Origin of the sequence: Bacteroides sp. (assembly GCF_052357945.1) — a bacterium.
Classification (GTDB): domain Bacteria; phylum Bacteroidota; class Bacteroidia; order Bacteroidales; family Bacteroidaceae; genus Bacteroides.
Genome location: NZ_DAWCXD010000002.1, coordinates 112733 through 126690 on the forward strand (window position 1 = coordinate 112733; position 13958 = coordinate 126690).

A 13958-nucleotide genomic window follows, 5' to 3' on the forward strand; every position below is an offset into this window, starting at 1 on the left:
TGTGAAACAAGTAATCACACGCCATGTGACTATCGTTCACCTTACTTGTTATTGTTAATCACTCCATTCCGGAAAACTGGAATGAAGTAGGACTAGATTATTTTGCTGGGAAGTTCGTACCAGTATAGGCATGTTTATTTTACTTCTGTACCGCCGCACTTTCGTTTCCGCAACGGTCAATAGCCGTAACTGCGAAATGTTTCTTAGCATTCCAGGGTAGGATAGGAGCATAGATATAACTTGTCTCCCGAACGCCTTGTGCAACAATGTTCTCCGGGCGATTAGTATCTACTGGAAATTCATTTGATGCATAAATGACATACATCGGATTATTACGCGAATCATTGTCGGTAGCAGCCTGCCACTTTAATTCCGTATATCCATTGTTGATATCAGTAACCTTTAGTTCGGACGGAGCCGTAGGCGGAACATTGTCCAGCCAAGGCATAGGAAGCTGTAAAGCTGGATATGCATAGAAATTCTCAGCCAATTCATCGTAGATACCTTGTGTATTTTCCATAAGATATTTCACCCGGTAATGTCCTTCACCTGCCATTTTCTGACTGCGGATGAAGTTCATCTGACGATCAATTTCGTCACGTGTCCATTTACCCTCATCAGGATGAAGAAAATAAATGCCAAGTCCCGGAACCACCTGTCGTCCGTTACTTTGTTCCTGCCAGTCGAGAGCAAAAGGATAGAAATTGTTTCCTTGGAAATACATCATCGGATAAATCTGGTCCATAATCCCTTCTCCCATCCAGCCTTGTGGGTCCTGATAAACGGTAAAGAAAGCATTCCATCCACGGGAAGGATAACGTGATGTATCCCGGTATTTTCCTACCGGACAGGTACTTACCTTTACCCAAGGCTTCATCGCTTTTACACCTTTATATATATAACGTACAATCTCGGAGATATTATCCCGGCGCCACTGATCCAGCGTACGTCCTTTATTATATCGGCGGAAATCATATTTATCGGGGAAAAGGGGAGCATTCTCCGGATAACGCAGATAGTCAAAATGTACTCCGTCCACATCATAACCGCTTACGACTTCCCGTACCAGTTTCATCAAATACTCTTTCGTAGCCGGATGCCCTGGGTTGAGGAAATATTCACTTTTGTAAGGGACGCAGATATCTTTCATCCGCTTGGTGACGGACTGACTTCCGAGCGAAGCAACATGTTTCTTATTCCCCAGCGGAATAGTTACCATCCAGGCGTGACATTCCATTCCCCGTTTATGACATTCCTCAACGGCGAAAGCCAGTGGATCATAGCCGGGGTTTCCTCCTGTCTTTCCAGTTAAGATTGAATTGAATGGTTCGATTGCTGAAGGATATAATACATCTCCACGTGTACGGGTTTGAAATAGGACAGTGTTGAAGTTGGCAGCCTTCAACTTATCAAGAATATCTATTAACTCTTCTTTCTGTTTGCGAATTGTTTGGGGAGTTGTTGCACGTGTACGAGGCCAATCCAGTCCGTACACCGCTGTGACCCATGCGGCACGAACTTCATGTTTGGGTTGCGCAACCATTGAGAGGAAAGGAAACAAAAGTGAAAGAATGAAAATATATCGACGCATATTCTTTATTTTTTGTTTTAAATCCCTGCAAAGTTAGTAAAAGTGTCGGTATTGTTGGGCTGTTTCGTGAGATTATGTTACATTTGCCAAGCTAAAAAACGACACGCTATGATTACATTTACTCTATGCCTGCTGGCACTGATAGTAGGCTATTTTACGTACGGACGCCTGATGGAACGCGTCTTTGGTCCTGATGACCGTAAAACACCGGCTCTTACAAAGGCTGATGGAGTGGACTATATTCCATTGCCCACTTGGAAGATTTTCATGATTCAATTTCTTAATATTGCCGGATTAGGTCCTATTTTCGGAGCAATCATGGGAGCGAAATTTGGTAGCTCTTCATACTTGTGGATTGTGTTGGGAAGTATTTTTGCGGGTGCAGTGCATGATTATTTTGCCGGAATGCTTTCTTTGCGTAATGGAGGTGAAAGTCTGCCGGAAATAATAGGACGTTATTTGGGACTGACTACCAAGCAGGTGATGAGAGGATTCACTGTCATTTTAATGATTCTGGTGGGGTCGGTTTTCGTTGCGGGGCCTGCCGGACTGTTGGCAAAACTCACTCCGGAAAGTTTGGATGCTACGTTTTGGATTGTGGTTGTATTCCTCTATTATATTTTGGCGACCCTACTTCCTGTTGATAAAATAATAGGTAAAATATATCCTATATTTGCGGTTGCCTTGTTGTTTATGGCAGTAGGCATTTTGGTGATGCTCTACGTTAACCATCCGGCTTTGCCTGAACTTTGGGATGGTTTGCAAAATACAAATCCCGAAGCAAGTGAGCTTCCTATTTTTCCGATTATGTTTGTGAGTATTGCATGTGGTGCCATTTCGGGTTTTCATGCTACGCAAAGCCCGTTGATGGCACGTTGTATGACCTCGGAACGGCATGGACGTCCGGTGTTTTACGGTGCAATGATTACCGAGGGCATTGTTGCTCTTATTTGGGCTGCTGCCGCTACTTACTTTTTCCATGAAAACGGAATGGAAGAAAGCAATGCTTCCGTTATTGTAGATTCTATAACGAAGGAGTGGCTGGGAGCTGTCGGAGGCGTACTTGCCATTTTGGGAGTGATTGCCGCTCCGATTACTTCGGGTGATACGGCTTTTCGTTCGGCACGTCTGATTGTGGCAGACTTCCTAGGTATGGAACAAAAAAGTATGCGCCGTCGTTTATATATTTGCATTCCGATGTTTGTCCTTGCTATCGGTCTGCTTTTGTATAGCTTGCGTGACGCAAACGGATTTAATATGATATGGCGTTATTTTGCCTGGGCGAATCAGACGCTGGCTGTGTTTACCTTGTGGGCTATAACGGTTTTTCTGGCGGTATCTAAGAAAACTTATATCATCACTTTGATACCGGCACTGTTTATGACATGTGTATGTTCTACTTATATATGTATTGCTCCTGAAGGATTGGGGCTTTCGCATGCAGTTTCCTATGGCGTTGGTATAGCGTGTGTAGTAGTTGCGGCAGTTTGGTTCTATATCTGGATAAGCAAGCAAAAAACAAGAAAATTATCAGAATGAAGAAAATAAGAAAATCGACAGGAGTTGCGCTTGCATTCCTTATTTATGTATCCGTAACAGCGGCTTATTTGTTGCCTCGTAATACGGAAGTCAGCCTGACAGAAAAAATAATTACGGTGGTGGTTTCTTATGTCATCGTCCTCCTTCTTTGGCTGGTGCTTCGAAAAAAGGAACAAATGCGTGAACGCCGCAAAAAAGACGAACAATCTATTCACTTAAAAAAATAAGTTTATGAAGAAATTAGCTTTGGTTCTTTGCTTATTAGCAGTCTCTTTTACTGCGCAGGCACAATTTGAGAAAGGAACGATGATTCTCAACCCTTCTGTGACAGGACTGGATTTTTCTTACAGTAAAAATGATGATGCCAAGTTTGGTATTGGTGCGCAAGCCGGTACATTTTTGGCAGATGGTTTTGCATTGATGGTAAATATTGGAGCAGACTGGTCGCAACCGAAGGATACATATACACTAGGTACAGGAATGCGTTGCTATTTCAATACAACGGGGATTTATCTTGGGGGTGGTTTTGACTGGGAACGGGTCCGTTACAAGGGTGGTAGCCATAACAACGATTGGGGATTGGGCATTGAAGCCGGATATGCGTACTTTCTCTCCAAAACTGTAACGATCGAACCGGCAGTTTATTATAAATGGCGTTTTGATGATTCTGATAATTCACGTTTCGGTGTGAAGATAGGATTCGGATTCTACTTTTAATTAGCTGTAAATAGGAATTTATATTTCACCACAGAGGACACGGAGGACACAGAGGACACAGAGGTTTACTATTTTTTATTCACTATAGAATAACACAGAGTCTCACGTATTTATCATCGTATTTATCGCTCTGTTTTACTTACGGAAAAAAGAGAGAAGAACTCTGTGTCCTCCGTGGCCTCTGTGGTGAACCCTAAAATTATCATTTATTAGCGGAGTTTTTCTTTTAAGAATTGTCCTGTATAACTTGCTCCGCAGGCGGCAACTTCTTCCGGAGTGCCCACTGCTACAATGTTTCCACCCTTATCTCCACCTTCCGGTCCGAGATCGATTACATAATCGGCACATTTGATGACATCCATATTATGTTCAATGATAACGATACTGTGTCCCCGGCGAATCAGTGCGTCGAAAGCATCCAGAAGTTTGCGAATATCATGGAAATGAAGTCCGGTAGTCGGCTCGTCAAAGATAAACATCGTTGGGTCGGCTTTCTCCTGGCTCAAATAGAATGCTAGTTTAACACGTTGGTTTTCACCACCGGAAAGAGTGGAAGACGACTGTCCTAATTTAATATATCCCAGTCCTACGTCCTGCAAAGGAAGTAACTTCTTCACAATTTTCTTTTGTCCATGTTCGTTAAAGAACTCAACCGCCTGATTGACGGTCATCTCTAACACATCGTAGATACTTTTATCGTTGAATTTCACTTCCAGCGTATCAGATTTGAACCGTTTTCCGTGACAAGATTCACACTCCAACACTAAATCTGCCATAAATTGCATTTCTACGGTGATGGTTCCTTCCCCCTTACATTCTTCGCAACGTCCGCCTTCACTGTTGAAACTGAAGAATCCGGGAGTATACCCCATTTGTTTAGCTAGCGGTTGTTCAGACCACAGTTTACGAATTTCGTCGTAGGCTTTGATGTAAGTCACCGGATTAGAACGTGATGATTTACCAATAGGGTTCTGGTCTACAAATTCCACATTTCGCAAGTCTCGCAAACTTCCTCCGATTGAGGAGAACTCTCCCGGACGGTCACTGCATTCATCCAATTCACGTTTCAATGCCCGGAAGAAAATGTCTCTCACCAATGTACTCTTTCCGGAACCGGAAACACCGGTAACGACTGTCATCACATTAAGTGGGATGCGTACGTTTACTCCTTTCAGGTTATTCTCACGTGCGCCTTTCAATTCTATATAATTATTCCACGGCCGACGATGCTCCGGAACGGGAATTTCATCTTCTCCCAAAAGATAACGTACCGTGTAGCTGTTGCTTCCTTTCTTCAAATCCTTCATATCGCCTTGGTAAACAACCTCTCCACCCAGACGTCCTGCATTAGGACCTATATCAATAATGTAATCTGCAGCACGGATGATCTCTTCGTCGTGCTCTACCACTACTACCGTATTGCCTAATTGTTGCAGTTGACGCAACACATGGAGCAGACGGTCCGTATCACGACTATGTAGTCCGATACTTGGCTCGTCGAGAATATAAAGGCTACCAACAAGGCTACTTCCCAGTGAAGTTGCCAGATTGATACGCTGACTTTCTCCACCCGATAAAGAATTACTAAGCCGGTTCAAAGTCAGATAGCCCAAACCTACATCAATTAGAAAACGAATCCGGCTATTTATTTCAACCAGGATACGTCGGGATACGTTGCTGTCGTGCTCGTCCAGTTCCAAATGATCGAAGAATTCCTTCAGCTCTGTGATAGGCAAATCTACCAGTTCGGAAATGTTTTTTCCACCCACCCGGACATATCCGGCTTCCGGTTTCAGGCGAGTGCCGTGGCATTTCGGGCAAAGTGTCTTTCCGCGGTAACGTGCCAGCATTACCCGGTACTGTATCTTATATTGATTCTCTTCCAGCATCTTGAAGAAATCATTGATACCATGGAAATATTGATTGCCTTCCCAAAGCAAACGGCGTTGTGCATCTGTCAACTCATAATAAGGAGTGAAAATCGGGAAGTCGAATTTATCCGCATTATGAATCAGTTCTTCTTTCCATTCACCCATCTTTTCACCTCGCCAGCATACGATAGCACCTTCATATACGGATAAAGAACGATCCGGAACAACTAAATGCTCATCAATACCGATCACTTTACCGAATCCTTCACATACGGGACAAGCACCGATAGGAGAGTTGAATGAAAACATCTGATCATTCGGCTCTTCAAAGTTGATACCGTCTGCTTCGAATTTAGTGCTGAAAGTATGTAACTTTGTGGTTCCGTCCGATAGAAAAAAACGCAACATACAGGTTCCGTCACCTTCATACATGGCTGTTTCGGCAGAATCGGTCAGTCGGCTGACAGCGTCCTTGCTGTTGGCAACAGCCATACGGTCTACCAGTAGATATACTTCGTCACCTGCCATAGGCGTATATTCATCAATACGCTTCATTTCACCGTTCACTTCGATACGGTTGAATCCTTGTTTCAGGTCTATTTCCAGTTGTTGTTGCAAGGTGCGGTTTTCACGCAGGCGGATAGGTGTCAATACCGTGTATCTTGTACCTTCCGGGTATGAATGCATGCAGTTGACAATGTCTTCTGTAGAGTGCTTCTTCACTTCTTGTCCGCTGATGGGGCTATACGTTTTCCCTACCCGTGAATATAACAGGCGTAGATATTCGTAAATTTCAGTCGAGGTGCCCACGGTGGAACGGGGATTACGGCTGTTTACTTTTTGTTCGATGGCAATGGCGGGAGGAATTCCTTTGATAAAGTCACACTCCGGTTTGCTCATTCTCCCCAGGAACTGACGCGCGTAGCTGCTTAAGCTTTCTACGTAGCGGCGTTGTCCCTCTGCATAAAGGGTATCAAAAGCAAGTGATGATTTTCCCGAACCCGACAATCCGGTGATAACAACAAGTTTGTTGCGGGGAATATCTACATCGATGTTTTTGAGGTTGTTGACTCGTGCGCCTTTGATCGAAATATAGTTGTTTTCTGACATAAAATACTCCTTTTTTATGGTAGTCGGCAAAGTTAGCGAATTTATCGGGAGTTTGTATTATCTTTGCGTCACATTATTACGATTTAAGAATATTATGAAGCTGAAAAACTATCTTTTACTTTTAGCTCTTCTTCTGGTGGTAGGAGTAAGGGCGCAGGTGCCATTAGGCAATAAATATCCTAAACGTGAATTCCGTGGAGCATGGATACAGGCTGTCAACGGCCAGTTTCGCGGCATTCCTACAGAGCGACTGAAGCAAATATTGATTAGCCAGTTGAATTCTCTTCAGGAAGCCGGTATTAATGCGATCATCTTTCAGGTGCGCCCTGAAGCGGATGCATTATACGCTTCCCAATATGAACCGTGGAGCCGTTTCCTGACAGGAACGCAAGGGCAGACGCCTTCTCCTATGTGGGACCCGATGCAGTTTATGATTGAAGAATGCCAGAAACGGAATATGGAGTTTCATGCCTGGATCAACCCTTACCGTGTGAAGACTTCGTTAAAGAACAAGTTGGCGCCGGAACATATTTATCACCAGCATCCGGAATGGTTTGTTACTTATGGCGATCAGCTATACTTCGACCCGGCACTTCCTGAAAGTCGGGAGTATATCTGTAAAATTGTGACCGATATTGTGTCCCGTTATAACGTGGACGCTATCCACATGGATGATTATTTCTATCCTTATCCGGTTAATGGATTAGATTTCCCGGATAATGCGAGCTTTGCCCGTTATGGTGGAGGTTTCACAAACAAGGCAGATTGGCGTCGTAGTAATGTGAATGTGTTGATAAAGAAGCTTCACGAGACGATTCGTGGCATCAAGCCATGGGTGAAGTTCGGTATCAGTCCGTTTGGTATTTATCGTAATCAGAAGAGCGATCCGTTGGGAAGTAACACCAATGGTTTGCAGAACTATGATGATCTTTATGCTGATGTACTCCTTTGGGCACGTGAAGGATGGATTGATTATAATATTCCGCAAATTTACTGGGAGATTGGCCACAAAGCTGCCGACTATGAGACACTGGTGAAATGGTGGGCTACTCATTCGGAAAACCGGCCGTTGTTCATTGGTCAGTCGGTGCCAAAGACAGTTCAGTTTGCCGATCCGCAGAATCCTTCTATCAATCAGCTTCCCCGTAAGATGGCTTTGCAACGTGCTTACCAGACAATTGGAGGCAGTTGCCAATGGTATGCAGCAGCCGTTGTTGAGAATCAGGGTAGATATCGTGATGCTTTAATCAGTGAATATCATAAGTATCCGGCTTTGGTTCCAGTCTTTGATTTTATGGATGATAAAGCTCCGGACAAGGTGCGTAAAATGAAAAAGGTATGGACAGAAGATGGTTATATCCTTTTCTGGACTGCTCCGAAAGCCGATACGGAGATGGATAAGGCTGTTCGATATGTGGTCTATCGTTTTGGCAGCAAAGAAAAGGTGAATTTGGACGATCCTTCACATATTGTAGCTATCACGCGCAATTCATTCTATAAACTTCCTTATGAAACAGGAAAAACAAAATGCCGTTATGTAGTGACAGCTTTAGACCGCTTGCATAATGAATCCAAGTCTGTAAGTAAGAAGTTGAAACTATAAAGACATAGCATAAACGATAAACGGTGAACACTCTGCAAAATGATAGTGCAGTTTATTCACCGTTTTTTTTGTTTACTGTTTATGGTATATCGTTCAATCGCTTACTGTTAATAAAGTAGTAGCCCTGCAATGCCGCAGCCGATAATCATTAATATCGGATTGGCTTTGTATTTTCTTGTTCCGATGAAAGCGATCAGGAATATAATGATACTGATGACGAATGAATAAGTATCTTCCGTAGGTGAACCGAAATTTTCTACATTCATTAATACCAGCGCAGCGGAAGCGAGTAATCCTACTACTGCCGGGCGTAGCCCGTCGAAGATAGATTCTACTACAGGATGTTTCTGATACCTTAAAAAGAACTTGCTAATGGTCAGCATCAAGATAAAAGAGGGGAGGACCACTGCAAAAGTTGCGATGATGGAACCCCAAACACTTCCGGTAGAAGTAAACCCTACATAGGTCGCTGCATTAATGCCGATAGGTCCCGGAGTCATCTGACTGATTGCTACAATATCAGTAAACTCCTGTGAACTCACCCATCCGTAACGAGTAACCACTTCACCTTGAATCATGGAAAGCATGGCGTATCCGCCTCCGAAACCAAAGAGGCCGATTTTGAAAAACGTATAGAATAACTGTAAGTAGATCATATAATTAATGATGATATCACTATAATTTATTTATATAATAAAAGTAGGTATGGATTACACTGTTTTTATGATAACTCTCCTTTCTTAACTCCTGACTTTTCTAAGTTTCCCCCACAGGAAACCTCCTACACCAGCAGCAATGATAATCCAGATAGGGGAGAAGCCCAACAGCCAGATTAATAATGCCGAGACAACAGGAATCCACAGATTGTAGCGGTTGATTTTTGCGGATCGTCCCATGGTAAAGGTCGGCGCCGCGATGAGTGCCACCACTGCCGGGCGAATTCCTTTAAAAATACGTTCCACTATCGGATTGTCTTGGAAGCTATGAAAGAACAGGGCGATAGCTAATATAATAATGAAAGACGGCAAAACAGTACCCAATGCCGTGATAATACTTCCCCGGATTCCACGCAGTTTATATCCTATGAAGATAGAAATATTGACAGCCAGAATTCCCGGAGCGGATTGGGAGATAGCCAACAGGTCGATAAAATCTTCCTGCGCAATCCATTTCCGTTTGGTGACAATTTCATTTTCAATCAGTGGCACCATTGCATACCCTCCTCCAATGGTAAAGGCGCCTATTTTAAAAAAGATTCCAAATGCTTCGAGATAAATGTTCATTCTTTCTTTTCTCCTCCTTCCTTACTAACTGCTTTTTTCTCTTTGCCATATTGACTGGGACTTACATTATAATGCTTCTTAAATACTTCGCGGAAGTACTTGGCATCACTGAATCCTGTCATTTCTGCAATTTCTGTTATGGTATGTGTGTTTTCTTTTAGTAATTGTACGGCACGTTTCAGACGAATCAACCGGATATAATCTCCCGGTGCCTGATCGGTCAATGCTCTTAATTTATTATAGAAACTCGTGCGGCTCATTCCCATCAGGCTGCATAATACATCTACCGTGAGAGCCGGATTGTCAATGTTATCTTCCACGTTCTTTTTGACGTCTGCAATGAATTTCCAGTCAATATCCTGTGAACAGTTGATGCAGTCTTCATCATGCTCTTCATCATTCAGATCCAGATTGGCGTATTTACTGCGCAGGAGTGCACGATTGGCCAACAGATTGGCAACGTTTGCTTTCAATATACCAATGTTGAATGGTTTCACAACGTATTCATCTGCACCAATCTGAAGTCCTGAAAGGATATCCTTTTCATTATTCAAAGCTGTCAGCAGGATGACAGGAATGTGAGAAGTCTCGATATTATTCTTGATAGCCTGACATAATTCATCCCCTCGCATTTCCGGCATCATAATGTCTGAAATGACCAGTTCCGGTTTGTATTCGGGAATAATCGTCAGTGCTTCTTTTCCATTGGAGCAGACCTGTACGACATATTCTTCAGATAACGTCTGCGACAGATAGTTGCGCAACTCATCGTTATCCTCTACAATCAAGATTCGACGATGGTTTATATTCTCTTTCTTCTGTGCGTTCTCGTAAATTTCAGGTGATGGGGGTGGAACGTTGTCAACAACCTTTATTTCCTGACGCTGCTTGCTGGGAGTTGCCAAATGCGCTTTCCGGAAGCGCTTGCTGTCTTTAGGGAATGTTATTTTGATAACCGATCCCTGGTTTTCGATGCTTGACAGATTAATCTTTCCTTTATGCAGGCGGACTAGCTTCCATACAAGCATCAGTCCGATACCACTTCCTGTTACTTTGGAATTAATAGCGTTGCTGCCACGGAAATGAAGTTTGAACAATTTCTTTTGTTCGTTGGCCGGGATGCCGATTCCTGTGTCTCTGACTTCCACGCTCCATGAGTCAGATGTTTCTGAAACGAAAACCTGTACATTCCCATTTTCCGGAGTATATTTCAGTGCGTTCGAAATGATGTTCTTAAAGATAGATTCCATCTTTTCTTTATCAAACCATACGTTCATATATCTGAAATTACTTTCATAAGTGAAGTTGATATGTTTGATGTTGGCGTACTGCTGGAACGCATTGAATATTTCATTCATAAACGTGTTTAGCTCATGCTCTGAAATATATAATTCGGAAGAGTATACGTCCGCTCTTTCAAAGTTGATAAGATTGGTGGTAAGACGTAATAGGGCATTTACGTTTCGTAATGCCGTATTCATGTTCGAAATACCTTCTTTACTCAACTCCTCTTTCTCGCGTAGTTCTTCCAAAGGTGCTTTGATAAGCGTCAATGGGGTACGGATATCATGTGCCGTATTAATAAAGAAGTGTATTTTCTCATCGGAGACTTTACGCTGCTTTCTTAAAATCAGGATACGTAATAGAATGATGGCAATGAGACAGAGGAAAGCTGCATAAAGCAACACAGCCCAAATTGTCAGCCAGAAAGGTTGGGCGATAACAATATCCATGCTTCTTTCTTCAAGTATGACACGTCTGTCTTCATTGGAGATAGCACGTACTCTTAGTGTATATTTTCCCGGTGCAAGATTGGTGTAACGAATCGTATTCTCGGTTCCGGGTTTACTCCATTCATCATAAAAACCTTCTAGCCTCCAAGAATAAATGATGTTGGAAGGATAATCATAGTTGATGGAAGAAACTTGCAAAGAGAAAATATTCTGATTGAATTTTAACTTCAGCTCCTTTGTTTCATTGATGCTTGCTTTTAACGGAGAATTTTCATCACCCGGGTAGATTGTCTGATAGAAAAGCTTGAAATCACTGAAAATCATTTTAGTGGAATAACCTCTCGGCAATTTCATGTCCTTGTCAAACTCTACTGCTCCGTCCGAACTGCCAAGAATGAATTTTCTGTTTTTTCGTAACACACCCGACAGTGCATTGAAATGTGTAGTCATCAATCCCATATCTTTGGTCCAGTTATAGAATTTCTTCTCATTGGGGTAAAAGCTTGTCAGTCCGCTTTCTGTACTCATCAGTATGTCTCTATCGGCATCCGATAATATAGTATAGATATTATTAGATATTAAAGCACAGTTTTCTGTGTGGTAATGAGTGAACAGTTTTTTGTTAATATCGTAAATCAAGAGTCCCGATCCGCTGGTACCTATATATAATGATCCATTTTTTGCCTGGTGCAGGGAATAGATATAACTCGATTCTACCGGAAGTTTTATACGCTCGAATTTACCGGATTCTTTATCTAAAAGACATAGGCCGGTGGCACTACCGATCCACATACTTTTTTCATCCTTCTCAACGATGGCGGTAATGGAATTTAATCCATCATAAAACCGTACTTCCTGCGTCTTCAGATTAATACGCTTGAGGTTGTAGAATCCTCCCGACCATATATATCCCTGCATATCTGTACGGATATCACGTATATATTTGTCCGGCCGCTTGTTTGTATGAGTGTACAAAGGCGGCATGAAATAGCTGACGTTAAATGTTTTTTTATCTATCTGATAAGCACCGGAAGAGTACCCGCCTGCCCAGATAATTCCGGGAGCTACTTCGCATACGGTAAGAAAGATATGGCTTTTATTACCTTGCGATTCTTCAAAAGAGCTAAGTACCGAATGCCATTGTCCGGTTTTTGAATTGAGGAAACTGATACCATTGTTCGTTGCGAACCATAAATCTCCGTCTCTGTCTTCAATAATGGCGTTCACCTGATCGTTGATTAAAGACTGTTTGTTGCCGATGGAGTGTTTGATCCATTTGTAGCCGGTATAACGGTTGTTTTGTATGGTGATTCCGATGGGATAATTAGCCAGCCATACCCGTTCTTCATCATCTACAAAGATGTCATTGATACTGTTGCCGTTCATGCCATTGTTACTGTTGTAATCAGCCACAATTTCAGGTGTTATCTGATAAGTGTCCACATTTATTTTGTGTACTCCTCCACCGTCGGTTGCTATCAATAATTCCTTGTCATTTAATGGTCTGAATCGTGTGATACTGATATCTTTCAAGTTTTGTTCCGGACGTATTACGGATTTGGTATTCATATCGTAAATCATGATTCCCCGTAGAAAAGTGCCGATGAATAGTTTGCGAATCTTCTTGTCGAAATATAAATCGATCACCTGGGCTTTCAGGCTTTCTAGCTTATCGCAATTGATAAGTTCTAATGCGTTATTTTCTAGCTTAGCATAATGAATCCCCATTTCTGTGCCGATGAAGAAATGCGACTCGTCTATCTGTTCGATGTCAGTGATTTCTTCACTGATATCGTTCTTTATATGGGTGACCTGTTGGGTTACCGTGTTATAGAGAAAGATTGTATCTTTATTGCACAGCCAAATGTGTTTACTCTCATCAAGCCAGGCATAGGTGATCGGGTCCGGTTGTTCACTGAAGCTTTCCATCGGTAGCTTATATACAAGATTGAAACAGTCGTGAATCTGGTTATACCGGAATACTTTACCTTTCTTTCCGATTTCCCATAAAACTCCTTCCTGATCGATATAAAGCCAATTCAGGTTTAACAGAGAATTTACTTCTGTGTCACCATCCATTAATTTATATCGTTTAAAGTCTTTTCCGTTGTATCGATCAATACCTTCGTGTGTGAGGAACCACATGTAGCCGGTTTTATCTTTTTGAATGCAGTAAACCCGTCGGTTGCTTAACCCATCCTCCACTCCAAGATATCGATACGTCTGTGCGACACAAGTTAGAGGAAACAATAAGATTAGAAAAAGCCATTTTTTCATACAAATAGGACTTTTAAGGGTTATTGAATCTTTAATGAGGGGGAAAGTTTGACAAAATTAAGAAGATTTTCCGATATTACAAAATTTTGAAGAAAGATAACAGCGTTCTTAAAATGAAAGAAAACAGACTATTTTATAGGTATTTATACATATTGTTTGTTTTCGGAATTTTGGTATCTACAAAGAGTGTTTTGGTAGAGCGAAACCTTTCTTAAAACAAGAGGCTGGCACTTT

At 42.2% G+C, this 13958-nt stretch carries 9 protein-coding genes; 4 read left to right on the top strand and 5 right to left on the bottom strand.

Annotation, left to right across the window (positions count from 1 at the left end):
• Positions 1-139 precede the first annotated feature (139 nt).
• Positions 140-1591, bottom strand: coding sequence for a glycoside hydrolase family 10 protein (locus ACT8YW_RS01100; RefSeq protein WP_444103711.1), 1452 nt, complete (start codon positions 1589-1591; stop codon positions 140-142).
• A 108-nt stretch (positions 1592-1699) separates the two neighbouring features.
• On the opposite strand from ACT8YW_RS01100, the gene ACT8YW_RS01105 reads away from it, so the two are divergent.
• From ACT8YW_RS01105 to ACT8YW_RS01115, 3 genes are read left to right on the top strand one after another with little or no spacing between them, the layout of a single operon-like run.
• A complete protein-coding gene (locus ACT8YW_RS01105) occupies positions 1700-3130 on the top strand; it encodes a carbon starvation CstA family protein (RefSeq protein WP_004327039.1) in 1431 nt (476 codons plus the stop codon).
• Positions 3127-3357 (top strand): hypothetical protein, encoded by a 231-nt coding sequence (locus tag ACT8YW_RS01110; RefSeq protein ID WP_004327038.1) that lies wholly within the window; start codon positions 3127-3129, stop codon positions 3355-3357. Before ACT8YW_RS01105 ends, ACT8YW_RS01110 begins: the two co-directional genes overlap by 4 nt.
• Positions 3358-3361: 4 nt before the next feature.
• On the top strand, positions 3362-3847 hold the full coding sequence (locus ACT8YW_RS01115) for an outer membrane beta-barrel protein (RefSeq protein ID WP_004327036.1): 486 nt from the start codon (positions 3362-3364) through the stop codon (positions 3845-3847).
• 209 nt (positions 3848-4056) lie between these two features.
• On the opposite strand, the gene uvrA is transcribed toward ACT8YW_RS01115, so the two are convergent.
• Positions 4057-6828, bottom strand: coding sequence for an excinuclease ABC subunit UvrA (gene uvrA / locus ACT8YW_RS01120; RefSeq protein ID WP_444103712.1), 2772 nt, complete (start codon positions 6826-6828; stop codon positions 4057-4059).
• Positions 6829-6844: 16 nt separating this feature from the next.
• Between uvrA and ACT8YW_RS01125 the strand changes: the two genes are divergently transcribed.
• Positions 6845-8431, top strand: a complete 1587-nt coding sequence (locus ACT8YW_RS01125) for a glycoside hydrolase family 10 protein (RefSeq protein ID WP_444103713.1) — start codon at positions 6845-6847, stop codon at positions 8429-8431.
• Positions 8432-8538: 107 nt separating this feature from the next.
• Here the strand turns inward: ACT8YW_RS01125 and ACT8YW_RS01130 are convergent, their stop codons facing one another.
• The 3 genes from ACT8YW_RS01130 to ACT8YW_RS01140 all read right to left on the bottom strand — a co-directional run bounded on the left by ACT8YW_RS01130 (position 8539) and on the right by ACT8YW_RS01140 (position 13724).
• Positions 8539-9087 (bottom strand): chromate transporter, encoded by a 549-nt coding sequence (locus tag ACT8YW_RS01130; protein ID WP_074556857.1) that lies wholly within the window; start codon positions 9085-9087, stop codon positions 8539-8541.
• Positions 9088-9171: 84 nt separating this feature from the next.
• On the bottom strand, positions 9172-9714 hold the full coding sequence (locus ACT8YW_RS01135; protein WP_444103714.1) for a chromate transporter: 543 nt from the start codon (positions 9712-9714) through the stop codon (positions 9172-9174).
• Positions 9711-13724 carry a hybrid sensor histidine kinase/response regulator transcription factor gene (locus ACT8YW_RS01140; RefSeq protein WP_444103715.1) on the bottom strand — a complete coding sequence of 1338 codons (4014 nt, stop codon included), beginning with the start codon at positions 13722-13724 and terminating at the stop codon, positions 9711-9713. The genes ACT8YW_RS01135 and ACT8YW_RS01140 overlap by 4 nt, the downstream gene beginning before the upstream one ends.
• Between the last annotated feature and the right edge of the window lie 234 nt (positions 13725-13958).

Bases quoted from the DNA above. Each gene is read 5' to 3' on its own strand.
- ACT8YW_RS01100 (WP_444103711.1), bottom strand. From the start codon at position 1,591: ATGCGTCGATATATTTTCATTCTTTCACTTTTGTTTCCTTTCCTCTCA.
- ACT8YW_RS01105 (WP_004327039.1), top strand. From the start codon at position 1,700: ATGATTACATTTACTCTATGCCTGCTGGCACTGATAGTAGGCTATTTT.
- ACT8YW_RS01110 (WP_004327038.1), top strand. From the start codon at position 3,127: ATGAAGAAAATAAGAAAATCGACAGGAGTTGCGCTTGCATTCCTTATT.
- ACT8YW_RS01115 (WP_004327036.1), top strand. From the start codon at position 3,362: ATGAAGAAATTAGCTTTGGTTCTTTGCTTATTAGCAGTCTCTTTTACT.
- uvrA (WP_444103712.1), bottom strand. From the start codon at position 6,828: ATGTCAGAAAACAACTATATTTCGATCAAAGGCGCACGAGTCAACAAC.
- ACT8YW_RS01125 (WP_444103713.1), top strand. From the start codon at position 6,845: ATGGTAGTCGGCAAAGTTAGCGAATTTATCGGGAGTTTGTATTATCTT.
- ACT8YW_RS01130 (WP_074556857.1), bottom strand. From the start codon at position 9,087: ATGATCTACTTACAGTTATTCTATACGTTTTTCAAAATCGGCCTCTTT.
- ACT8YW_RS01135 (WP_444103714.1), bottom strand. From the start codon at position 9,714: ATGAACATTTATCTCGAAGCATTTGGAATCTTTTTTAAAATAGGCGCC.
- ACT8YW_RS01140 (WP_444103715.1), bottom strand. From the start codon at position 13,724: ATGAAAAAATGGCTTTTTCTAATCTTATTGTTTCCTCTAACTTGTGTC.